22 protein-coding genes are annotated in these 21,639 nt (G+C 69.9%); 8 read left to right on the forward strand and 14 right to left on the reverse strand.

Annotated elements, in window-relative coordinates:
• Positions 1-75: 75 nt before the first annotated feature.
• The gene (locus CCN37_RS17490) at positions 76-774 is read right to left on the reverse strand and encodes an SDR family oxidoreductase (RefSeq protein ID WP_086821846.1); all 699 of its coding nucleotides are present in this window, start codon (positions 772-774) and stop codon (positions 76-78) included.
• A 106-nt stretch (positions 775-880) separates the two neighbouring features.
• Here CCN37_RS17490 and CCN37_RS17495 point away from each other — a divergent pair, with 106 nt between their 5' ends.
• Entirely contained in the window at positions 881-1,279 is a 399-nt protein-coding gene (locus CCN37_RS17495; protein WP_086821847.1) for a helix-turn-helix domain-containing protein, read from the forward strand.
• Here the strand turns inward: CCN37_RS17495 and CCN37_RS17500 are convergent.
• The gene (locus CCN37_RS17500; RefSeq protein ID WP_086821848.1) at positions 1,260-2,501 is read right to left on the reverse strand and encodes a glycosyltransferase; all 1,242 of its coding nucleotides are present in this window, start codon (positions 2,499-2,501) and stop codon (positions 1,260-1,262) included. The two genes, CCN37_RS17495 and CCN37_RS17500, sit on opposite strands and share 20 nt — an antisense overlap.
• Before the next feature lie 100 nt (positions 2,502-2,601).
• Here CCN37_RS17500 and CCN37_RS17505 point away from each other — a divergent pair, with 100 nt between their 5' ends.
• Complete coding sequence (locus tag CCN37_RS17505; RefSeq protein ID WP_086821849.1) at positions 2,602-3,441, forward strand: serine hydrolase; 840 nt, start codon at positions 2,602-2,604, stop codon at positions 3,439-3,441.
• Here the strand turns inward: CCN37_RS17505 and CCN37_RS17510 are convergent.
• The 6 genes from CCN37_RS17510 to CCN37_RS17535 are packed head-to-tail and all read right to left on the reverse strand — an operon-like array spanning position 3,416 to position 8,735.
• A complete protein-coding gene (locus CCN37_RS17510) occupies positions 3,416-3,886 on the reverse strand; it encodes a DUF5666 domain-containing protein (RefSeq protein WP_086821850.1) in 471 nt (156 codons plus the stop codon). The genes CCN37_RS17505 and CCN37_RS17510 overlap by 26 nt on opposite strands.
• A 7-nt stretch (positions 3,887-3,893) precedes the next feature.
• Positions 3,894-5,093, reverse strand: a complete 1,200-nt coding sequence (locus CCN37_RS17515; protein WP_086821851.1) for an ABC transporter permease — start codon at positions 5,091-5,093, stop codon at positions 3,894-3,896.
• Positions 5,090-5,785, reverse strand: a complete 696-nt coding sequence (locus tag CCN37_RS17520) for an ABC transporter ATP-binding protein (protein WP_086821852.1) — start codon at positions 5,783-5,785, stop codon at positions 5,090-5,092. The genes CCN37_RS17515 and CCN37_RS17520 overlap by 4 nt, the downstream gene beginning before the upstream one ends.
• Positions 5,782-6,945, reverse strand: coding sequence for an efflux RND transporter periplasmic adaptor subunit (locus CCN37_RS17525; protein ID WP_246843106.1), 1,164 nt, complete (start codon positions 6,943-6,945; stop codon positions 5,782-5,784). Before CCN37_RS17525 ends, CCN37_RS17520 begins: the two co-directional genes overlap by 4 nt.
• 57 nt (positions 6,946-7,002) lie before the next feature.
• On the reverse strand, positions 7,003-7,608 hold the full coding sequence (locus CCN37_RS17530; RefSeq protein WP_086821853.1) for a DNA-binding response regulator: 606 nt from the start codon (positions 7,606-7,608) through the stop codon (positions 7,003-7,005).
• Positions 7,605-8,735, reverse strand: coding sequence for a sensor histidine kinase (locus CCN37_RS17535; RefSeq protein WP_086821854.1), 1,131 nt, complete (start codon positions 8,733-8,735; stop codon positions 7,605-7,607). The genes CCN37_RS17530 and CCN37_RS17535 overlap by 4 nt, the downstream gene beginning before the upstream one ends.
• Positions 8,736-8,850: 115 nt before the next feature.
• Between CCN37_RS17535 and CCN37_RS17540 the strand changes: the two genes are divergently transcribed.
• Entirely contained in the window at positions 8,851-9,768 is a 918-nt protein-coding gene (locus CCN37_RS17540; protein ID WP_246843107.1) for an ABC transporter ATP-binding protein, read from the forward strand.
• Positions 9,765-10,520 (forward strand): ABC transporter permease, encoded by a 756-nt coding sequence (locus CCN37_RS17545; RefSeq protein ID WP_143261657.1) that lies wholly within the window; start codon positions 9,765-9,767, stop codon positions 10,518-10,520. Before CCN37_RS17540 ends, CCN37_RS17545 begins: the two co-directional genes overlap by 4 nt.
• Here CCN37_RS17545 and CCN37_RS17550 read toward each other — a convergent pair.
• Positions 10,489-11,682, reverse strand: coding sequence for an MFS transporter (locus CCN37_RS17550; protein ID WP_086822097.1), 1,194 nt, complete (start codon positions 11,680-11,682; stop codon positions 10,489-10,491). The genes CCN37_RS17545 and CCN37_RS17550 overlap by 32 nt on opposite strands.
• 85 nt (positions 11,683-11,767) lie before the next feature.
• On the opposite strand from CCN37_RS17550, the gene CCN37_RS17555 reads away from it, so the two are divergent.
• Positions 11,768-12,868 (forward strand): LacI family DNA-binding transcriptional regulator, encoded by a 1,101-nt coding sequence (locus tag CCN37_RS17555; RefSeq protein ID WP_086822100.1) that lies wholly within the window; start codon positions 11,768-11,770, stop codon positions 12,866-12,868.
• Here the strand turns inward: CCN37_RS17555 and CCN37_RS17560 are convergent.
• On the reverse strand, positions 12,843-13,571 hold the full coding sequence (locus tag CCN37_RS17560; protein ID WP_086821857.1) for an SDR family NAD(P)-dependent oxidoreductase: 729 nt from the start codon (positions 13,569-13,571) through the stop codon (positions 12,843-12,845). The genes CCN37_RS17555 and CCN37_RS17560 overlap by 26 nt on opposite strands.
• Complete coding sequence (locus CCN37_RS17565; protein WP_086821858.1) at positions 13,568-13,990, reverse strand: VOC family protein; 423 nt, start codon at positions 13,988-13,990, stop codon at positions 13,568-13,570. The genes CCN37_RS17560 and CCN37_RS17565 overlap by 4 nt, the downstream gene beginning before the upstream one ends.
• Before the next feature lie 89 nt (positions 13,991-14,079).
• On the opposite strand from CCN37_RS17565, the gene CCN37_RS17570 reads away from it, so the two are divergent.
• Entirely contained in the window at positions 14,080-14,760 is a 681-nt protein-coding gene (locus CCN37_RS17570; RefSeq protein ID WP_086821859.1) for a GntR family transcriptional regulator, read from the forward strand.
• 27 nt (positions 14,761-14,787) lie between these two features.
• Entirely contained in the window at positions 14,788-14,991 is a 204-nt protein-coding gene (locus CCN37_RS17575) for a hypothetical protein (RefSeq protein WP_143261658.1), read from the forward strand.
• Positions 14,992-15,059: 68 nt separating this feature from the next.
• Here CCN37_RS17575 and CCN37_RS17580 read toward each other — a convergent pair whose 3' ends face one another.
• The 3 genes from CCN37_RS17580 to CCN37_RS17590 form a co-directional block, all read right to left on the reverse strand.
• The gene (locus tag CCN37_RS17580; protein WP_086821863.1) at positions 15,060-15,821 is read right to left on the reverse strand and encodes an EI24 domain-containing protein; all 762 of its coding nucleotides are present in this window, start codon (positions 15,819-15,821) and stop codon (positions 15,060-15,062) included.
• A gap of 41 nt (positions 15,822-15,862) precedes the next feature.
• On the reverse strand, positions 15,863-18,109 hold the full coding sequence (locus CCN37_RS17585) for an alpha-N-acetylglucosaminidase (protein WP_086821865.1): 2,247 nt from the start codon (positions 18,107-18,109) through the stop codon (positions 15,863-15,865).
• A gap of 85 nt (positions 18,110-18,194) precedes the next feature.
• The gene (locus CCN37_RS17590; RefSeq protein WP_086821867.1) at positions 18,195-18,791 is read right to left on the reverse strand and encodes a mechanosensitive ion channel family protein; all 597 of its coding nucleotides are present in this window, start codon (positions 18,789-18,791) and stop codon (positions 18,195-18,197) included.
• Positions 18,792-18,907: 116 nt separating this feature from the next.
• On the opposite strand from CCN37_RS17590, the gene CCN37_RS17595 reads away from it, so the two are divergent.
• Positions 18,908-21,625: a TIM-barrel domain-containing protein gene (locus CCN37_RS17595; RefSeq protein ID WP_210408088.1), complete on the forward strand. Its 2,718-nt coding sequence runs from the start codon at positions 18,908-18,910 to the stop codon at positions 21,623-21,625.
• The last annotated feature ends 14 nt before the right edge of the window (positions 21,626-21,639 follow it).

Below are 21,639 nucleotides of genomic sequence, written 5' to 3' on the forward strand. Positions count from 1 at the left end.
CTCCCCGATTTGCTACTGCAAGGACGTTATCGGGAACGGGGAGGGGACACGCGCGCTTCGGTGGCAAATGCCCGATCAGGTACGCCTGGCGGGGAGCTGCTTGACCGCGGAGGCGATGAAGCCCAGGTCGCCGATGACCTCCTCGGCCCGGTCGCGGTCGGTGTACATGGCGTAGTGCCGCGCGGCGATGGCGTCGGGGTCGGCCTCGCCTGCGCCCTTCTCGACGCGGACGCAGACGGTGAGCGTGCCGACGTGGATGCCGTCCGGGGCCAGCTCGGCGTTGAGCCCGATCGCCCAGTTGCGCAGCCCGGACATGGCGATCCCCAGGTTGGCCAGCATCGGAACGGGCTCGACGGCGGAGGCTCCCGCGCTGAACAGCAGCGTCCCCTCGCCGCGCTCGCGCATGCCCGGCAGCACCTGGCGGACGGCGGCGATCGCGCCGAGCACGTAGACGTCGAGCTCCCGCTGGGCGGACTCCACGGTCAGCTCGGTGGGGAACTGGAGCTGGGCGGGGTCGATCACGCTCGGGCCGAACACGAGGACGTCGACCTCGCCGATCTCCGCGAGCGCCGCGGTGAGGCGCGTGTGGTCGGCGATGTCTGCGGGGTGCGCGTGCGCGTCGATGCCCTCGGCGCGCAGCTCCTCGACGTAGCTGGCCAGCTTCGCCTCGTTCCTGGCGATCAGGCCGACCCGGAAGCCCTTGCTGCCGAAGAGCCTTGCGGTGGAGAGCCCAACTCCGGGGCCCACCCCGACGACGGCGACGGTCTTGGTCACGCGATCCTCCGATAGTTACTAGTTGTGCGTAGACGCATCATCAGTAAGTATTGGACCGCCGCGCAAGAAGGCACATTGATGTGCGCTACGAACACGGGAGTGCGTGATGACCGAACGGGACGTGCTCGCACTGAGGACCGACGCCGACGAGGAGACCTGCCGCAGGGTGCTCCAGGTGCTCGCGCGGGTCGGCGACAAGTGGACGCTGCTGGTGATCGGCACGCTCCGCGAGGGCACGATGCGCTTCGGCGAGCTGCACCGCAGCGTCACCGGGATCTCGCAGCGGATGCTCACGCTGACGCTGCGCCAACTCGAACGCGACGGGCTCGTCGGCAGGACCGTGCACCCCTCGGTGCCGCCGAAGGTCGAGTACGCGCTCACCGAGCTGGGGCGGACGCTGCTCGGCACCGCGCTCCAGCTGGCGTGGTGGGCGGCGGATCACATCGATGAGATCGAGGCGAACCGCCGCGACTACGACTCCGCGCTCAGCCCAGCAGGCGACTGACCCGCCGCACGACCTCGCCCGCGCCGTCCTCGGCCCGCACCAGCGCGCTCAGCTCGCGAGTGCGCGCGGCGTGCCGAGGAGCCGCCTTGATCAACTCGGCGAGGCGTTCGGCGCTCAGCTCGTTGAACGGCACCCAGCCTGGGCTCGCGCCGATCGCCTCCATGCGCTTCGCCCAGAACGGCTGGTCGGTGATCGCCGGGACGCCGACGGCGGGGACGCCCGCGCGCAGTCCGGCTCCGGTCGTGCCAGCTCCGCAGTGGTGCACCAGCGCGGCCATGCGCGGGAAGAGCCACTCGTGCGGGGCCTCGCCGATCGTCATCACGTCGTCGCTGTTGAGGTCGAGCCCCGCCCAGCCCGCCTGTACGACCGCGCGGACGCCCGCGAGCTTGATGGCGTGCGCCACCAGGTCGTTCAGCTTCGCCGGATCGGAGAACTCGCGGCTGCCGAAGCCGATGTAGACCGGCGGCGGTCCGGCCGCGAGGAAGTCGGAGAGCGCGGCGGGCGGTGCCCAGTCCGGGCGGCTCGCGGGCCACCAGAAGCCGACTCCGTCCTCGGCGTCCGTCCAGTCGCTGAGCTTGGGCGCGACCACCGGGCTGAAGCCGTTGATCACCGGGAGCTCGCGCCGCATGACCGAGGTGGTCAGCGCGCCGAGCCCGGACTTGGGCAGCCCCAACCGCGCGCGCTCGGCGGCGACGCCCTTGTTCATCACCTGCTCGCCGGTCAGCAGCGAGATGCGGCCGACCGCGCGGTTGCCCCACGGCCCGAGCGGGAACGGCACCAGCATGTCCGGCGCGGAGTCCGCCGTCGGCAACCACGGCTGCAACGGCGTGGCGATCAGCGGAACGCGCAGGCCCTGTGCCACGTGGTAGGCCGTGAAGACCGCCATGCTGTTGGAGAGCACCAGGTCCGCGCCCTCGGCACCCGCGCTGAAGATCCCGTCGTTCAGCTCGGCGATGTGCTCGCGGAACACCTTGATCATCCGCAGTGTGCCGAGCGGACCGCCGCCGCCCTCCTGCCACCGCTGGCCCTCCGGCGTCGCGCCGATGCCGCGCGGGTCGCCGGGGATGCTCCGGAACTCCAGGCCCGCGTCGCGGACGAAACCGCCGAACTCGGCGTAGGTGGCCACCGCGACGTCGTAGCCGGCTTCGCGCAGGCGGACGCCCAGGCCGGTGAACGGCGCGACGTCGCCCCGCGAACCGGGCGCGTAGATGAGGATCGGCATGAGGTGAACCTACAGATGAAACGTTTGGCCTCCGCCGAAGAGCACAGACCGCGCGAGCCGCCGCGACCTAGCTTCGGGATTCCCGGACGAGGGAGGCGACGTGAGGACCAGAGTGGTCGCGGCGGCAATGGCGCTGAGCACGGCGATGGCGCCCCAGGCGGTGGCCGCGCCCGCGGTCGAGATCCCGCCGGGGGTGACGACGGGGTTCGCGGTCTTCGACCGGGGGAGCGGTCAGTTCACGGTGCAGCACGAGGCCACGACGCGGTTCCGCTCCGCGTCCCTGGTGAAGATCCTGATCGCGCTGGACTACCTGACCAGGCGCGGAGTCGGCACGCCGGTCCCCGACATCGATCTTGCGCTGCTGGAGCCGATGCTGCGCTCCAGCGACGACACGGCGGCCTCGATCCTGTGGGAGCGCAACGGGCTCAACGAGATCGTGCACCGCATGGTGCGGCTGATCGGGCTCACCGAGACGCAGCCGCCCGCCGACCCGAACTGGTGGGGCTACACCGCCGTCAGCGCCTCCGACGTCGTCAAGGTCTACCGCTACCTGCTGGAGAAGGCACCGCAGCAGTTCCGTGAGTTCGTTCTCGGCAACCTCCGCAAGTCCACACAATGTGCGACAGACGAGCGCGACCAGTACTTCGGGATTCCCCGCGCGCTGCCCCGGCCGTGGGCCGTCAAGCAGGGGTGGTCCGGCTACCCGGAGCCGCCGCGCGGGGAGAAGTGCGTCGTCACCGGGGAGGGCGCGGCGGTGAACGAGATCGACCTGCGCAGCCCCGCGCTGCACACCTCCGGCCTCGTGGGCGAGGGGGACCGCAAGATCGTCGTCGTGCTGACCCTGCACCCGCAGGGCACTCCGTGGGCCACCGCCGCCGGGCGCATCACCGCCCTGACCAAGTCCGTCCTCGCGGCTAGCGGCCAGGGGGTTGTTCGGTGACCTGACGCGCGGTGACGGTTCCGTCCTCGCCTCGTTCTCCTTGCACGGCAACGGTGTCGCCGGGGGCGAGGTCGCGGGCGGAGCCGCGTTGCGTGATCAGCACGGAGGTCTGCGCGGAGAGCACGACCTTGACCTCCTGGCCGTCGCGGCCCTTGATGTAGACCGCGTCGCCCTCGACCCGCGAGATCGTGCCCGCGGTGCCGCCGCGGCCCTGCTGCTGGGGTTGCTGCTGCGGCTGTTGGGCTTGAGGCTGTCGCACGGCGGGGGACCGGCCGCCGAGCGCGGAGTGCATGGCGATGCCGCCGAGGAAGGACACGACGGCGAGCGCGGCGGCGGCCAGCACGAGCGTCAGCCTGCTGGTGCCGCGCCCGGCGACGGCCAGGCGCTCGTTCAGGTCGCCGCTGTCGAGTTCGCTGGTCAGCAGCTTCTCGGGGTCGGTGGACATCCCAGCCTCACTCATGCCGAAGGGCTTCGATCGGGCGCAGCCGGGCCGCCCGGCTCGCGGGGTAACTGCCGAAGAACAGTCCGATGAGCACGGACACGCCGAACGCGAGCAGCACCGAGGACGGCAGCACCTCGGGCTGGATGCCGGAGAAGCTGAACCGGCTGCCCACCCAGCCGGCGAGCACGCCGATCGCGCCGCCGATCATGCTCAGCAGCGTCGCCTCGGCGAGGAACTGGCCGGAGATCGCGCCGCGCGGGGCGCCGATGGCCTTGCGGATGCCGATCTCCCTGATCCGCTCGGTGACCGTGACCAGCATGATGTTGGTGATGCCGATCCCGCCCACCAGCAGGGAGATCCCGGCGACGGCGGCGAGCAGCGTGGTGAACACGTCCACCGCCTGGGTGCGGGTGCTGAGCAGTTGCTGCTGGTTCTGCACGCGGAAGTCCGAAGTGGACGATCCGGTGATGCCGTGCCGCTGGTTGAGCACGGCGGTGATCTGGTTCTGCGCGGCCGTGATCACCTCGGCTGACTCCGCCTGCACGACGACCTGGTTGAGGCTGCCCGTCCCGGTCAGCGCGTACTGCAACGTGGTCAGCGGCGCGACCACGGTGTCGTCGGCGTTCTGGAGACCGCTGGAGCCCTTCTGCGCCAACACTCCCGCGACGGTGAACGGGATGTTGTTGAGCTGGATCTGCTTGCCCAGCGGGTCATCGCCGGCGAACAGCTCCTGGGCGACGGTCTGCCCGATCACCACGACCTTGCGCGCGTCAGCGACGTCGCTGTCGGAGAACGCCGCGCCCGAGCCGACGGGACTGCTCGTGGCGTCGAAGTAGCTCGGGCGTGTACCGATGACCTGCCCGACGCTGTGGCTGAGCCCTCGGTAGGTCGCGGTCGCCTGCGCGGACACCACGGGCGAGACGCTGCGGACGTCCGGCGCGATCCGCTTGTCCGCCAAGGCTTCCGCGTCGGCAACGGTCAGCGGTCGGGGCGCGGTCACGGCTCCGCCCCGCATCGGGGAGACGGTGAGCAGGTTCGTGCCGAGTCCGGCGATGCTGTTCTCGATCGCCTTGGACGCGCCGTTGCCCACGGCGGTCAGCAGGATCACCGCCGCCACGCCGATGCTGATCCCGAGCGTCGTCAGAACCGACCGCATCTTGTTGGCCAGCAAGCCTTTCACGGCGAACCGGAGCACTTCGAGCGGGCTCATAGCGGCGCCTGCCGGTGGTCGGAGGTGATCTCGCCGTCCACGAGCCGCACGACGCGGCGGGCGTGCGCGGCGACATCGTTCTCGTGCGTGATCATCACGATCGTCCTGCCGAGCGCGTTGAGCCTGCCCAGCACGCCGAGCAGGTCGTTGCTGCTCTTGCTGTCCAGGTTGCCGGTCGGCTCGTCGGCGAGCACCACCGCGGGCGCGTTCACCAAAGCCCGCGCCACCGCGACGCGCTGCTGCTGGCCGCCGGAGAGCTCGTTGGGCATGTGGTGCGCGCGGTCGCTGAGCCCCACCAGCTCCAGCGCCGCCGACGCCCGCTCGCGCCGTTGCTTGCGGCCGAGCCCCGCGTAGGTCATCGGCAGCTCCACGTTGCCCAGTGCCGACACGCGCGGGATGAGGTTGAACGACTGGAAGACGAATCCGAGCTTCCTGTTGCGCAGCAGGGACAACTGCGTCTCGTTGAAGCTGCCGATGTCGATGCCGTCGAGCTTGTAGCGCCCGCCGCTGGGCACGTCGAGGCAGCCCAGGATGTTCAGCATCGTCGACTTGCCGGAGCCTGACGCGCCCATGATCGCCACGTAGTCGCCCCGGTGCACGGTCAGATCCACCCCGCGCAGCGCGTGCACGGCGGTGTCACCGCTGCCGTAGGTCTTGCGCAGGCCCTTGATCTCGATGACCGGAGCCGTCATCGGTTCCCACCCGGACCGCCACCGCCGCCAAAACCGCCACCGCCGCCCCCGCCGAACTGAACGCGTCCGCCTCCGCCCGGGAGTTGTTGCTGCTGGGTGTTGGCCGTCGCGGTGGGGATCACGACCAGCTCGCCCTCCGTCAGCCCGGAGGTGATCTGCGTCGACTGCTCGCCCTTCACGCCGACCTGGACCGCGCGCACCGACTGCTGGCCGTTGCTCCACACGGACACCCGGTGCGCGCCGCCGGTGGACTGCACGGCGAAGCTCGGCACGGTCACCGCGTTGTCGACCTTGGCCACCACGACCTGGACGCTCGCGGACTGCCCGGGCTTGAGCCCTTCCGGCACCTGGTTCAGGCTCAGCGTCACGCCGTACTGCACGACGTTCCCGCTGGTCGTGGGCGTGAGATCGATCTGGCTGACCCTCGCGGGGAACTGCTTGTCGGGCAACGCGTTGATGGTGACCGTTGACTCCTGGTCGACCTTCAGCCGGGAGGTGTCGATCTCCGCGATGTTCGCCTTCACCTGGAAGTTCACCAGGTCGGACAGCACCACGAAGCCGCTCGTCGTGCTGGAGGACGACGAGGACGAGGAGGAGTTGGCCGATGACGAGCCGCCGGAGGAGGACCCGCCCGACGAAGAACCGGCGGGATTGCCAACGGAGCCGGAGATCGACACGACCGTGCCCTCGGCGGGCGCCTTCAGCACCGAGGACGACAGGTTCGCCTTCGCCTCGGTCAGCGCGGCCTTGGCCTGCGTGAGCTGGCTCTTGCGCTGGGCGAGCGTCGCCGTGTCATCGGCCTTCACCGCGTTGAGCGCGGCCTGCGCGGCGTCCACGCTCGCGGCGGCCTGGTCGACCTTGCTCTGCAACGCGGTCGCGTCCAGCCTGGCAAGCTCCTGGCCAGCGGAGACCTTGTCGCCGACCTTGACGGAGATCTTCTTGACGGTCCCGCTCGTGCCGAAGTTCACGCCGACCGTCGAGGCGCTCTGCACCGTGCCCGCCGCCGAGACCGTCGCGCTGACCGAGCCGGTGCTGACCGGGACCGTGCGCGGCGCCGCGCCCTGGGCGGACTGGCCCGGGAACAGCAGGCGGACCGCGAAGAAGCCCGCCACCAGCACAATCAAGATCAACAGCACGTTGATCAGCACGGCACGTCTCATGTGCCGCAGCTTCTGTGCGTTAGCTGGGTATTACCTGTACGAGCGATAACGGAGCTGTCACAGCCAGCCCAGCTCCCACGCGCGCTGGGCGGCCTCGTACCGGGTGTCGGCGTCGAGCTTGGTCATCGCCGTCGACAGGTAGTTGCGCACGGTGCCCTGCGTCAGGTGCAGCCGCTGCGCGATGACCTGCACGGTCGCGCCCTCGCGGCTCTCGCGCAGCACGTCCAGCTCGCGCGGGGTCAGCGGGCACGGCCCGGCCAGCAGCGCCTGCGTCGCCAGGTCGGGGTCGATGCAGCGCTGACCCGCGTTGACCTTGCGCACCACGTCCGCGAGCGACTGGGCCTGCGCGGTCTTCGGCACGAACGCGAGCACCCCGGCGTTGAGCGCGCGGTGCAGCACGCCCGGCCGCGCGTGCCTGGTGACGATCGCGATCCGGGTCGTCGGCAGCTCGTCGCGCAGCGCCTCGGCCAGCTCGATCCCGTCCATGTCCGGCATCTCCAGGTCGAGCATGGCCACGTCCGGGCGCAGCTCCTTCGCGGCCTTCAGCGCGGACGGCCCGTCGGCGACCTCGGCCACCACGTCGATGTCCGGCTCCAGCGCGAGCAGCGCGGCCACCGCGCCCCGGATCAGGTGCTCGTCGTCGGCCAGCAGCAACCTGATCATGGCTTCTCCTCCCGAACCACGGGGATCTCCGCGCTGACCCGGAACGTCCCGCCGGGCTCCGCGCCCGCCGTGAACCGGCCGCCCACCGCGTGCACCCGAGCCGCGAGCCCGGTCAGCCCCGTGCCGGTGCCGTCCTGCGGAGCGCCCGCAACGCCGTCGTTGAGCACGGTCACGGCTGAGCCGTCGAAGGTGATCTCGCAACGCGTCGCCGCCGCGTGCCGCAGCACGTTGGTGATCGCCTCGCGCAGCACGGCGCCGAACAGCGGCTGGTGTGAGGACGGCAGAGAACCCGTTATGCGGCAAGCGATTCCGGCCGCTTCGAGCAGCGATCGGATTCCGCCCAGCTCCGTCGCGAGGTCGACCCGGCGGTAGCCGCGCACGACATCCCTGACCTCGCTGAGCGCGTCGTGGGCGGTCTGCCGCACCTCGGCCATGGTCGCCCGCGCACGCTCGTCATCGGGCAGCCGCACCGCCAGCTCGGCCTTCATCGCGATCACTTCGAGGCTGTGCCCGAGCACGTCATGCAGGTCAGCCGCGAAGCGCAGCCGCTCGTTGGCGACGGCCAGCTCCGACTCCGTGGAGCGCGCGGCGTTGACCTGTTCCGTCACGTCCCACAACCACGCCTGCGACACCGTGATCATCGAGACCAGCGCCACGACGACGATGCACACCGTCCAGTAGAGGTACGGCTGCACGAGGCCGATCAGCGCCGTCAGCCCGGCCATCACCGCCGTCTGCACCCATCGCGCCGGGCTCGGCAGAACGGCCGCCGCCGCACCTGCCGCCGCGGCGGGGCTGAACGCGGCCCACGCCGAGTAGGTGGGCTCAGCGGTCGGGATCAGCACCGCGGCCGAGACCAGCGACAACGCCAGCGTGACCAGCAGTTCGCGGTCGGTCCAGCGAACGGTGCCGTACTCGCTCAGCCCGCGCAGCGTCAGCCGCCCGACGAACACCGTGAACACGATCTGGAGTGCGGCAAGAGGAATGGTCCACAGCCCCGAACCCTTGAACAACAGGACCAGCAGCGGCACGAGCGCGAAGACCAGCACGCTGCCCAGCAGCGACCACTTCGTGTAGGTGTGGACGGCGCGGAGGCGCTTCTCCAGGAGCGGTTCCGGTGGGGGCACGCGGGCAACGCTACTGCCGATGACATTTGTCAGTACGGCCGCAACGCAGGGCGCCGCCCGGAGTGATGATCGCGCGCACTACTGGCAGAGCCGCAGGTCGAGCAGGCTTTGTCCTGTGAACGAATACGCGATCGACGCCGTCGGGCTCCGGTGCGCCTACGGCTCGTTCGAGGCGGTGCGGGGGATCGACCTGCAAGTCCGTCCGGGCGAGCTGTACGCGCTGCTCGGCACGAACGGCGCGGGAAAGACAACGGCGGTCGAGACCTTGGAAGGTCATCGGCGCGCGTCCGGGGGGACCGTGCGGGTGCTCGGCCTCGACCCGGTGGCCGACCGGGGGCGCCTGCGCTCGCGGATCGGGGTCATGTTGCAGGACAGCGGTTTCGCGGGTGACCTGACGGTCGCCGAAACGCTCCAGCTGTGGGGGAAGATCACCACTGCCCGTCGGGGGCGGCTGGACGTGCTGGAGCTGCTGGACCTCGGGCACCGCGCGGACGTCGCGGTGAAGCAGCTCTCCGGCGGTGAGCGCAGGCGGCTCGATCTGGCGCTCGCCGTGCTCAACCGGCCGGAGGTGCTGTTCCTGGACGAGCCGACCACCGGGCTCGACCCGGAGTCGCGCAAGCGCACGTGGGAGGTCGTGCGCGGGCTGCTCGTCGAGGGGACGACGGTGCTGCTCACCACGCACTACCTGGAGGAGGCCGAGACGCTGGCCAACCGGCTGTCCATCATGGACAAAGGTCGGATCAGCGTGCACGGGACGCTGGACGAGGTGCTCGCGGCGCATCCGGCGCGGATCGCCTTCGACCTGCCGCACGGGATCTCGGTGACCGAGCTGCCCGTGCTGCCGGGGATGTCCAACTTCACCAACAACGCGGGCCGGATCGAGCTGAACTCCGCGCGCCTGCAACACGATCTGAGCGCGCTGCTGTCCTGGGCGGACCAGCGCGGGGCCGATCTGGGGCGCCTGCGCGCGCACCACGCCTCGCTGGAGGACGTCTTCCACCAGGTGGCCGAGCGGATGGGAGAGGCGGCATGAGGGTGCTCGCGCTCGGGGGAACCGAGCTGAAGTTGTTGTGGCGCAACCGGACGGTCATGTTCATGGCCATCGCGTTCCCGCTGGGGCTCGGTGGCTACATGGCCTACCAGGGCACCTCGTTCGGCGGGGGCGGCTGGGGCGTCGTGGTCACGCTGCAGATCATGTTGGTGCTGCTGATGACCGTCTACATCACCATCACCACCACGCTCACCGCGCGCAGGCAGGACCTGTTCCTGAAGCGCCTGCGCAGCGGCGAGCTGACCGACTTCGGCGTGCTGGCCGGCACGGTGGGACCCGTGCTGGTGCTGGGTTTCGCGCAGTCCCTGGTGCTCGCGATCATCGCGATGGCCGCGGGTGCGCCGATCCCGGTGAACCCGCTGCTGTTCGCCGTGGGCGTGCTGATCGGGCTGGCGCTGTTCGCCGCGGCGGGCATGGCCTCGACGGTGTTCACCAAGACCCCGGAGAACGCGCAGCTCACCACGCTGCCGATCTTCATGGTGGCCGCCGGTGCCGCAGCCAGCTCGTTCCTCGCGGACAACCAGGTGGCGCACTGGATCTCCATTGCCCTGCCGGGCGGCGGGGTCGCCGAGCTGCTGCGCACCGGCTGGCTCGGGGTGACCTGGGACGGCAAGTCGGTCGGATTCGTCGACCAGCTGGTCTCCGCCGGGCCCGCCGCGGGTGCTTCGCTGCTGTGGGCGGTGCTCGCGGTCTACGCCGCGCTCAGGTGGTTCCGCTGGGAACCGCGGTCCTGACCTCCTCGGCCGCGGCTCGTTCCCTCGCAAGGGAGCGGGTCGCGGCCACTGCCGCTGGAGCGATCAACGCGGTGGTCAGCCCGACCGCGACGAAGGACAGCGACAGCGAGGTCAGCTGCGCGATCCCGCCGATCATCGGCGGTCCGAACAGGAAACCGCTGTAGGCCAACGCGGAGACGAACGCGATCTCGCGCTCACCACCGCTGCCGTCCGGCCGCCTGCCCGCCGCTCCGGCCAGGCCGAGCGCGATCGGGAAAGCTCCCGCGAGACCGGCTCCGGCCATCACGAAGCCCACGTAGCCGCCGCCTGGCACGAGTGCGGAGATGAGCAGTCCGGCCGAGGCCACGACGGCCCCGAAACCCAGGGTCTTCGCGGCTCCGAAGCGGTTCTGCGTCCACGCGCCCGCGAACCTGGCGATCGCCATCGACCCCGCGAAGGCGGCATAGCCGAGCGCCGCGGCGTCCTGTGCCAATCCGTGCTCGGTGACCAGCAACAACGCCGACCAGTCCGCGCTCCCGCCCTCGGCGATGGCCGAGCACAGCGCGATGCTGGCGAGCAGCCACAACACCGGCCGCCCCGCGACCTTGCCGGTCAGAGCGGGTTGTTCCGACGCGGCGGCCGTGGTCGTCGGCACCGCCCTGATCACCACGAAGAGCACGAGCGCGGTGATCACCGCGACGACGCCCAGGTGCTTCGCGACCGACAAGTCCTGCCTGGCTGCGAGAGCGGCGCCACCCGCGCCGAGCATCGCTCCGACGCTGAAGCCCGCGTGCAGCACCGGCATGACCGCCTTGCCGCCCGCGCGCTCGATCGCCACCCCGGCCACGTTCATCGCCACGTCGACGACCCCGGTCGCCGCACCGAGCACCAGCAACACCGCCGCCAGCATCGGAATCGAGTCGACCAGGCCGATCAGTGGCAGCGCAGCGGCTCCGACGAGCAGCGGCACCGCGATCCCCAGCCGCGCGCCGAAGCGTTCGACAGCTCCGCCGCAGAACGAGGCCGCCAGCACCATGCCGACGCTCGCCCCGAGCAGCGCGAGCCCGAGCGTGCCCGGCTCCGCGCGCAGTGTCTCGGCCAGCGCGGGCATGCGCGGCGCCCACGAGCCGAAAGCGGCCCCGTTGAGCGCGAACACGACGAACACCGCGATCCTGTGGTTGATCACGTATCCCCTCCCTTCTCTTTTCCCACAGTGACTTAAGCGCTTCAGTAAGTCCAGTGCTTTCCGGTCGTCCTAGACTGCGATGGTGAATGTCACACGGCGTCGGCGTCCGACGCTCGACGATGTCGCGGCGGCGGTCGGCGTCTCACGGGCCACCGTGTCCAACGCGTACAACCGGCCGGACCAGCTCTCCGCCGAGCTGCGCGCGCGGGTGCTCGACGCGGCCAAGCGCCTCGGCTACGCGGGGCCGAACCCGGTCGCCCGCAGCCTGGCGCGCAGCCAGTCCGGGGCGATCGCGTTCATGCTCGACGCCAACCTGTCCATCGCCTTCTCCGATCCGGCGCTGTCGATCACGCTGGACGCCTTCGCCACCGCCATCGCGCCGGGGGAGCACGCGCTCGTGCTGTTGCCCGGGGGCGAGGACGGCGGTCCAAGGCCGGAGCGGGTGATGCGCGCGCAGGCCGACCTGATGGTGTCGTACTCCTTGTCCGACAAGGCTTCCGCGCTGCAAGCCGTGCGCGATCGCGGCCTGCCGCTGGTGGTGATCGACGAGCCCCGCCTGCCCGGCGCGGCCGTTGTCGGCATCGACGACCGTGGTGGCTCCGAGGCGGCTGCCCGGCACCTCGTCGAGCTGGGGCACCGGCGGATCGGTGTGCTCGCGCAGGACTGCATGTACGGCTTCCCCGGTGGTCGGCGCAGTCGCGCGGAGGCCGAGGCCAGCCTGTTCCGGATCAACCGCGAGCGGCTGGGCGGCTACCTCGACGTCATCGCCTCGGCCGGGATCGACCCGGATTCCGTGCCGATCTGGGAGTTCAGCGGCATGGACCGGGAGAAGGCCGTCGGGGGCGCGCGCGCCGCGCTCGTCGAAGAACCCGGGCTCACCGCGCTGCTGTGCATGTCCGATGAACTGGCCGCCGCCGCGACGGCGGCCGCCCGGCAGCTCGGCCTGCGCGTCCCGGACGACCTGTCGCTGGTCGGCTTCGACGACACGCCCACCGCGCGGCTGCTCGACCCGCCGCTGACCACGGTTCGGCAGGACCTGCTCGGCAAGGGGCGCATCGCGGGGGAGTTGGCGCTGCGCATGCTGTCCGGCCGCAAGGCGCCCAAGCCGACCGTGCTCCCGACCGAACTCGTGGTCAGGGCTTCAACGGCGCCGCCGGTCAGCGCAGGTGGGAGGCCCCGTTGAGGTCCACGACCGTGCCCGATGCCCACAGCGCCTCCGGCGAGGCCAGCCACAGCACCGCCGCCGCGATCTCCTCCGGCTCCGCGACCCGGCCGAAGGGACTCTGAGCGCGGATTCGCTCGCCGGACGCCCCCGCGAGCCTGTCCGCGACGCGGTCGGTCTCGACGAACCCCGGCGCCACCGAGGTCACCGCGATCCCGTGCGGCGCAAGGGCAACCGCGAGCGACTGGCCGAGCGCGTGCAGCCCCGCCTTGCTCGCTCCGTAGGCGGGGTGGTCGGGCTCGCCGCGAAAAGCCCCGCGTGAACCGATGTTGATGATGCGCCCGCTGTTCTGGCCGATCATGATCTGGGCCGCGCAGTAGCTGAGATTGGCCGCTCCCACCAGGTTCACGTCCACCGTGTGCCGCCACGCCGCCGTCCAGTCCGCATAGGACGTTTCGGCGATCGGGTGCGCGATGTTGGTCGCCGCGTTGTTGACCAGCACGTCCAGTCCGCCGAGTCCGGCGGCTGCTTCGTCCACGATTCGCTTGGCCTGCGCGGGATCTGCGATGTCACCTTGGACGAGCAGACCCCCTTCGAGGGTGCGTGCGGCCTCCTCGCGGCGGGAGGAGCAGTGCACCGCGACCTTGGCCCCGTCGGCCGCGAACGCCCTGGCGATAGCGCGCCCGATGCCTCCCGAGGCGCCCGTGACGAGGACCCGCCTCACTTGGCGAAGACCTGGGAGTCGTCCGCGAACGCCTTGAACTCCAACGCGTTCCCGGCCGGATCGCGGAAGAACATCGTCCACTGCTCGCCCGGCTGCCCTTCGAAGCGCAGGTACGGCTCGATCACGAACTCCACACCCGCGCCCCTGATGCGCTCCGCCAGCTCGTGGAAGTCCTCGATCGTCAGCAGCAAACCAAAGTGCGGCACCGGAACCTGGTGCCCGTCAACGGGATTGCTCGCCGCGTCCCCACCGTCCCCTTCGGACAGATGCGTGACGAACTGGTGGCCGTACAGGTTCCAGTCGATCCACCGTTGCGCCGAGCGCCCCTCGGCCAGCCCGAGCACTCCGCCGTAGAAGGAGCGCGCCGCGTCGATGTCGTTGACCGGGACAGCGAGGTGGAACCTGGGCAGTGCGCTCATCGCGCTCCTCCTAATGTCGACATTCGGACAAGTGCAGCTCTCGTTGTCGCAGGCTATACGCACATATCGGGGCACGCTAGAATGAAAAAATGAAGAAGGTGGAGCGTCGGGGCCTCGCTGGCGACGCTGCGGACCGCATCCGGGACGCCATCCTCGACGGCACGTTCCTGCCCGGAGCCGCGCTGCGCGAGGTCGAGCTGGCCGCGACCCTCGGCATCGGCAGGGGTGCCGTCCGCGAAGCGCTCGCGTCGCTTGAGCACGAGGGCCTGGTGCAGAGCGAGTGGCACCGCGGCACCCGCGTCACCGACGTCACGCCCGAGGTGGCCGAGGAGGTCTACACCCTCCGCGCCACGATCGAGCGCCTGGCCAGCACCCTCGCCGCGCAGCGCGCCACCCCCGCCGAGCTGGCCGAACTCGACGACGTCGTCGACCGCATGGCTGCCGCCGTGGAGTCCGGCGCCGACGCCGTCGACCTGCTCGCACTCGACATCGAGTTCCACGACCGCGTCTACCGCGCCGCCCGGCACCGCAGGCTGAGCGAGGCGTGGCTGGCGCTGCGCTCGTCGGTCCGGCTCTGCCAGCTCACCCGCATCCGCCTCGGTCGCGCGGGCTATCGCGGCCTCGTCGTCGACGAACACCGCGAACTCGTCGAGCTGCTGCGCGGCACCGCTTCGAAACGCCTGGCCCGCGTCGCGGAGGAACACGTCCTGGGCGCCATGACCGCCCTCACCAAGGACCTCACCCCAGAGCCCGAGGTTCAGCAGTCTTGAAGACGCACACCCGAGGTGGAGAACGACATGGTGGAGCGCAGCGCGGCTTCGCTGAAGAGGGAGAGGCTCGCCGAAGTGGCGCAGGCGCTGGACGACGATCCGCAGTCGGTCGCAGCGATCATCGCGGCGTGGCGGAGCACCATGGCGATCTACGCCGACCCCGAGCTGGCCCGAATGCTCAACCGGGACGGCCATGACTGCGGACCGGTCCCCGAACCACCGCCAGTTTGAAGCGTTGTGGCTACTCCTTGCGAACAAGAGCGCTCCCAAATCGCAACGAGTAGCCACAACGCGAACAGCTACGCCCGAGCGGGAGCGGTGGAGGACAGGCCGAGGAGTTCGCGGGCCACGAGGACACCGCCGACGAAGGCCACGGGCATGACGATGATGCCCAGGATCGGGATCATGCACAGCAGCGCGGCGGGCAGGCCGAGGCCGAACCCGAGCATCCGGCGCTTGCGCAGCAGGTCGCGCCGCTCCTTCAACGCCATGCCGCGCCGGTAGAAGGGCACGCCGATCAGTTCGAGCGCCAGGAACCACGAGGTCACGAGCGCGATCAGCACCGGGACGACGAACTGGCCGAACACCGGGATGAACCCGGCGAAGAACAGCGGGACGGTGAACAGCAGCGACCGCAGCAGCAGCCGGAACGTGTCGGCGATACCCAGGCCCAGCAACGTGAAGAAGCCGAGGTCGACCGCGTCGGGAACGCCGCCGAGGTCGTCCTCGACCTTCTCCGCGATGGTCTCGTAGAAGGGGCCGCCGATGGCCAGGGTGAGTGCCGAGAACAGGAAGCTGCCGAGCATCAGGCCCGAGGCGAACAGCACGACCGAGGCCGCGATCCGCAGGACGTTCCGCGCGCCCTCCGACCACGTGTCGGCGAACGGCGTGATCAACGCGGCCAGCTCGTCCAGTGAGAAGAACAGGGTGACGAGGCCGCCGATCAGCAGCGCCGTGGTGATGATCGCCGGCAGCGCGCCGATCAGCAGCAGCCTCGGTTTGCTGAGAAGAATGCCCAGTCCTTGACCGAACATCCGAAGTCCCTTGAAGAAATCGCGCACCGGGCAAATCTGTCACAACCGGACAGGCGCGCGTCAGGGGTTTAGTCGTTTTCACCCGCCAACTCCGCCGCGATCCCGGCAGCGATCGTGTAGGTGTCGCCGAGCGGCTTGGTCGAGTGCACCGCCGCGCGCCGTGCCCAGTTGTCCGCCCGTGAGCACCAGTCGGTGAACACCGGCGGAACGCCGAGGTCCACGGTCTTGGCCAGCTCGGTGAACCACCGCTGCCACCGCGCCCGGTAGTAGTCGCCCATCAGCCCGTGCCAGTCGCGGTTGGCGTACTCGTGGAAGACGCCGCAGCCCTTGATCGTCCAGATGGTGAGGATGGATCTGGCGTTCCACACCAGGATCTCCTCTTCGAGCGGGGTGCTGGCCCACGTCTTCGCCCGCTGCTCCCACGGCCCGAGCATCCACTGCTCGTGCGTGCCGAGAACGCGATCGGTCAGGTCGGCGTAGTGCAGGAACCGCTCGCCCAGCCGCTCCACTTCGAGCCGGTTCTTCGCCTGGTAGGCCGTGCGGACGCGGTCGAGCACGCGCCGAGCCCGGTTGGCCAGCACTTGGCGGGTGACGTCGACCAGGTCGTAGCGGTAGGTCGTGAGCTGCCTCAGCATCGGGTGCACGCGCAGCAACGCGGCGAGCGCGGGCTCGAACTGCTCCGGCGGGTACCGCCACGTCTTCGGCGCGAACGACGACGCGGACGTGACCGTCAACGAGGGTTCGGCGGCGAACGGCGTCTCGTGCGGGCCTTCGCCGCTGGTGTGGTTGGTCGACTTGTACGAGTACGCCGTGTTCAGCAGCACCCGCCACGCCGTCAGCGCGTTCTGGTCGGAGGTGCCGTAGCGCCGCCGCACGTAGTCGGCGATCCAACCGTCCAGCTCGACCGGCTCGTCCCGCCACGTCATCTCCGCGAGCAGGTCGCCGACGACGGGGTTGTGGTAGGTCCCCTCCAGCACCATCGCGGTCCCGGTGAGCCGCCCCCGGTCGGCCGCCTTGCGCACCGCGGGCAGCGTGCGCCCGGGCTCGATGAGGTTGCCGAACATGCCGAGGCGCCCGCCGAAGTTCTGGATCGAGCCCCAAGCCCAAGGCGCGCCCCAGAAAGCGTTCGTCTTGTTCCACAGTGGACCGTCGTCGGAGTCGAGGTCGAGCACGATCACGCGGTCCTTGTCGATTGCCTCGATCAACTCCTTGCGCGGATTCCCTTGCCACGCCTGGAGGAGCCACGTCGCGTTCGGCACGGCCTTGGTGAGCGCGCCCTGCACCGCGCGCCCGGCGTCGCCGATCTTGACGTCGCCGAGCACCCCGCCCTCGTGCATGAGGTCGTTGGAGTAGTGCGTGGAGGTGCCGAAGTGCTTGGCCTGCAAGCGGTAGAACTGCTCGGCGAGCTGCGGCCACAGCGGGTCCGTCGCCGCGAGCCACCACGGCCGGGGGTGCCCGCCGTAGTCCTCCTGCGGGATGACCTTGGCGAAGGGATTGCGCTGCGCGAAGACCCGGTCGGGCACGTGGCCGATGAACGCGGGCAGCACCGGGGTGATGCCGAGCTGCCACATCCGCTCGTTGATCTTCCTGCCGAGGTCGGCGCGCTTGCGCATCAGCTCGACGCTGACCGGGCCGCTGTAGGCGGATTCACCGTCGTCGTAGCCGGTGATCTCGCCGTACCACTGCCACGGCTGGTGCGCTGGCTGCGCGATCCACTGCCGCACCTCGTACTCGTTGAGCCCGAAGCCCTGGAACAGCTCGTACCAGATGATCTCCTGGCCGACCATGGACAGGACCCGGTTGTAGCCGCTGGCCGCGAGCAGGTCGAGTTCGCGCTCCCAGTCCTCCCAGTGCCAGTACGGCATGGTGTAGCCGAAGACCGTGAAGTTGTAGGCGTAGCGGTCGGTCAGCGCGGTCGTCTTCGTGATCGGCCGCTTCGGCGCGGGCAGCTGGCGCGGCAGGTCGAGCCGGTCGCCGTTGGCCGACAGGTGCCCGCCCGCGACGTGCTTGAGCCACCAGTGGAATCCCGACATCAGCGCGACCGGGCTGCTCGCGCTGAGTTCGATCGCTCCGCGCTCACCGGAGATGTCGAATACGTCGTAAGCGCCGCTCGGCGGTTCCATGGGCCGCAGGTCGAACTGTTGCGCCCATCCGGTGTTTCCGCCAAGCAAACGGGTGATCGCAGTTCTGAGCGCTGCCGTGTCGAATGTGCGTGGAGGTCGCGGGGATTCCGCTGACGCCAAACCGGGTGTGGCCGCTACCAGTGCTCCGGCCAACGCGGTGTGCAGGAAGCCGCGGCGGTGGAAACGGGTCATGTGATCAGCCCCCGAATGCCGGTTTTCCCACTAACTGTCCGGGTTTCCGCGCCCGCTGGCCAGAGGCGTCATGCGAATGCAGGAGTCACACGGCGGCGGAGGAAGGCAGGTTGACCGTCAAACCCGAGGCCAGCACTCCGGAGTTCGGCAGCAGCAGGGTGCCGTCCTCGGTGGACAGCGTCACGTAGGTCAGCCCGAGCGCGATGACCCGTCCGACGAACGGACCGTTCAGCGCTCCGGAGCGCACCTCGATGGTGTCGCCGACCTTGAACGGCCGCACGAAGAGCACGACCAGCCCGGCGAAGACGTTGGCCAGGGTCTGCTGCGCGGCGATGCCGACCACCACGCCGGTGATCGCTCCGCCCAGCAGCAGCTGCTGCACCGGAACCGCCATCAGCCCGAGCGCGGTCAGCGCGACCAGCACGTATCCGACGACGGTCACCACGATCTTGACGATGGACCCGGCCGCCTGGAGCCCGCGCTGGTCGAACCGGCGGTCGATGTCGGCGGCGAGCAACCTGGTCAGCGCGATCCCACCGCAGAGGAACAGGACGGTGCCCGCGATGAGCAGGGTCTTGGCGAGGGCGCGGTCGTCGGGGTCGAGCAGCGAGCCAGGCGCTCCGGCGAGCGCGAGTCCGGCGACGGCTGCGACCACGGCGATGCCCAGCGGGAGAACTCTCATGCCCGACCGGGTACCCACGAGCCCCCGCCCGGCTAACAGCCCATCGGCGGACAGCGGGCGAACAGTGATCAGGCTTACGCTTGTGCAGAATCAGCGGAATATGCGGGGAGCGGGCGATGAAGGTGCGCAGAACCCCTTTGGCCATCGCGATGGTGATGGCGGTCGTGCTCGGTTCCGCCGCACCCGTTGTCGCCGAGTCCGGTGGCGCGTCGGTGGTCAGCGGATCAGCTCGCTTCGAGGTGTTGACACCGACGTTGATCCGGATGGAATACGCCGGTGATCGCCGTTTCGAGGACCGCCCCACATTCAACGCGGTCAATCGCCAGCTGCCCCGCGTCGCCTTCACCAAGACCCAGGAAAACGGCCTGCTCATCATTCGCACGGGCAAGCTGACCCTGCAGTACCGGCTGAATTCCGGGCCGTTCAACCAGGACAACCTGCGCGTGGACCTGATGGCCGGGCCGATGCCGGTGACCGCGCGCCCGGCGTGGGAGCTGGTCGGCTCGTGCGACTACGGCGCGCTCTGCGAGGCCGAGACGCAGCGCAACGTCAACGGCGCGATCATCGCCGACGAGCACCCCGGCTTCACCGGTCGCGGTTACGTCGCCGGGCTGACCCGCCGCAACTCCACGATCGGCTGGACGGCCAAGAAAGTCCCTGCTGGCAAGCACTCCGTGCAGGTCCGCTATGCCAACGCGGTGCCCGGCGGTGAGCCGCAGACCATGACGGTGACGGCGGGCGACGTCACCGTTCCGATCACCCTCGAACCCACTGGCAGCTGGGAAACCCGTGCCGTCGCCAAGGTCGCTGTCGACCTCCCGGCAGGCGCCCCGGTCATGTCGGTGAAGTGCGTCGAGGTCGGGCGCTGCGGGGTGGACATCGACAGCGTCGCTCTCACCCCGCTGGACGCCGCCTATCCGATCCCGGCCGATCCCGCGCACACAGCCGCGAACCTGGGTGGCTGGCGGCGCAGTCTCGACGAGGCCGACGGCCCGCGCGCCCTCTACGAAGGCATGATCAGCCGCGACGGCTGGTACCTGCTCAACGACACCGAGACCGGCATCGTGCAGCCCAACGGCTCGGTCGTCGCGCGCGCCAAGCGGACCACCGACTACCAGGACGGCTACTTCTTCGGCTACGGCCACGACTACCGGCAGGGTCTCCGCGACTTCCGCGACCTCACCGGGCCGTCGATGTTGTTGCCCCGCTGGACTTTCGGCAACTGGTACTCGCGCTACTACGCGCACTCCGACGCCGACTACCGCGACCAGATCGTGCCGGGCTTCCGCGCCAACAAGGTCCCGCTCGACGCGCTCGTGGTGGACACCGACTTCAAGGCGCCGAACAAGTGGAACGGGTGGGACTGGGACCCGAAGTACTTCCCGGACCCCAAGGGTTTCTTCGACTGGGCGCACCGCGAGGGCATCCGCGTCTCGCTCAACATCCACCCCAGCATCGCCACCAGCGACCCGCGCTACGCCGAGGTCCGCGCCGAGCTGGGCCGGGACCTGCGCGTCGGGCTCTGCAACCTGACCGAGGAGTGCCGGGTCTTCGACCTCAGCAACCCCGCCGAGTCCGCCGCGTACTTCAACCTGCACCGGAAGTTCGAGGAGCAGGGCGTCGACGTGTGGTGGCCGGACAGCTGCTGCGACGGCAGCATGGCGCGCGGCGACGGCATCTCCCCGGACAGCGTGCTCAACGCGCAGTACGCCAAGCGCGCGGACGACCAGGGCAAGCGCGGTTTCTCCTGGAACCGCAGCGGAAGCGGCTTCGGCGGGTACGCGCTCACCCCGGCATACCCGGCGGGGCCGTGGGCCGAGCACCGGTACACAGTGGACACTTCGATGGACACGACCTCCACGTGGGAGCTGCTGTCCTTCGCCTCGTACTACACGATTCGACGCGGCAACATCGGCATGCCCTACGAGTCGCACGACATCGGCGCGCACAACTACCCGGAGAACGGCAACAAGCTCCCCGAGGACCTGTACGCGCGGTGGGTGCAGTTCGGCACCTTCCAACCGTTGCTGCGCCTGCACTCCAACCACGGCGTCCGCCTGCCGTGGGACTACGCCGACCAGGCGCGCGCGTCCGCGACGAAGTTCCTCCAGCTCCGCGAAGCCCTTGTCCCGTACACGTATTCGCTCGCTCGGCAGGCCCACGACACGGGCCTGCCGATGACGCGGGGCATGTACCTCAACTACCCCGAGCACGAGGACGCCTACCGCTTCGACCGCCAGTACCTCTACGGCGACGACGTGCTGGTCGCGCCCGTGGCTTCGCCCGGCATGACCGATGTGAAGACGAAGGTCTGGTTCCCGCCGGGCAGCTGGGTCGACTACTTCACGGGCAAGCGCTACACCGGCCCGTCCGTGCAGGAGGTCAGCACCGATCTGTCCACGATGCCGGTTTTCCTGCGCGGCGGCGGAATTCTGCCCACGCGCACGGACTACGTCGACCACTCCGGGCAGCGGCCGTTGGACCAGGTGACCCTCGACGTCGCCTCCGGCGGTATCGGCACGTTCTCGCTCTACGAGGACGCCGGTGACGGAAACGCTTACCGCAACGGGGAATTCGGCCGGACCGAGATCCGCTACACCGAGCGCGCGGGCTCCGGGACGCTCACCATCATGCCTCGCGTCGGTACTTTCCCCGGAGCCGTGCCGAATCGTGCGTGGACCGTGAACATCCGCGATGTCGCAGCCGCTCCGCAGGCCGTCGCGATCGCAGGTGCGAACACCCCGTTCACCTACGACGCGGCGACGCGAACCCTCACCGTCAAGATCACCGCTGCCGCTGGCGCACAGACCACGCTCACCACGACTCCGCGCTGACCTCTCGACAACGC

Origin of the sequence: Allokutzneria sp. NRRL B-24872, from assembly GCF_002155965.1 — a bacterium.
Taxonomy (GTDB): Bacteria; Actinomycetota; Actinomycetes; order Mycobacteriales; family Pseudonocardiaceae; genus Allokutzneria.

Bases quoted from the DNA above. Each gene is read 5' to 3' on its own strand.
- CCN37_RS17495 (WP_086821847.1), top strand. From the start codon at position 881: ATGACCGAACGGGACGTGCTCGCACTGAGGACCGACGCCGACGAGGAG.
- CCN37_RS17500 (WP_086821848.1), bottom strand. From the start codon at position 2,501: ATGCCGATCCTCATCTACGCGCCCGGTTCGCGGGGCGACGTCGCGCCG.
- CCN37_RS17510 (WP_086821850.1), bottom strand. From the start codon at position 3,886: ATGTCCACCGACCCCGAGAAGCTGCTGACCAGCGAACTCGACAGCGGC.
- CCN37_RS17515 (WP_086821851.1), bottom strand. From the start codon at position 5,093: ATGAGCCCGCTCGAAGTGCTCCGGTTCGCCGTGAAAGGCTTGCTGGCC.
- CCN37_RS17520 (WP_086821852.1), bottom strand. From the start codon at position 5,785: ATGACGGCTCCGGTCATCGAGATCAAGGGCCTGCGCAAGACCTACGGC.
- CCN37_RS17525 (WP_246843106.1), bottom strand. From the start codon at position 6,945: ATGAGACGTGCCGTGCTGATCAACGTGCTGTTGATCTTGATTGTGCTG.
- CCN37_RS17530 (WP_086821853.1), bottom strand. From the start codon at position 7,608: ATGATCAGGTTGCTGCTGGCCGACGACGAGCACCTGATCCGGGGCGCG.
- CCN37_RS17545 (WP_143261657.1), top strand. From the start codon at position 9,765: ATGAGGGTGCTCGCGCTCGGGGGAACCGAGCTGAAGTTGTTGTGGCGC.
- CCN37_RS17565 (WP_086821858.1), bottom strand. From the start codon at position 13,990: ATGAGCGCACTGCCCAGGTTCCACCTCGCTGTCCCGGTCAACGACATC.
- CCN37_RS17570 (WP_086821859.1), top strand. From the start codon at position 14,080: ATGAAGAAGGTGGAGCGTCGGGGCCTCGCTGGCGACGCTGCGGACCGC.
- CCN37_RS17575 (WP_143261658.1), top strand. From the start codon at position 14,788: ATGGTGGAGCGCAGCGCGGCTTCGCTGAAGAGGGAGAGGCTCGCCGAA.
- CCN37_RS17585 (WP_086821865.1), bottom strand. From the start codon at position 18,109: ATGACCCGTTTCCACCGCCGCGGCTTCCTGCACACCGCGTTGGCCGGA.
- CCN37_RS17590 (WP_086821867.1), bottom strand. From the start codon at position 18,791: ATGAGAGTTCTCCCGCTGGGCATCGCCGTGGTCGCAGCCGTCGCCGGA.
- CCN37_RS17595 (WP_210408088.1), top strand. From the start codon at position 18,908: ATGAAGGTGCGCAGAACCCCTTTGGCCATCGCGATGGTGATGGCGGTC.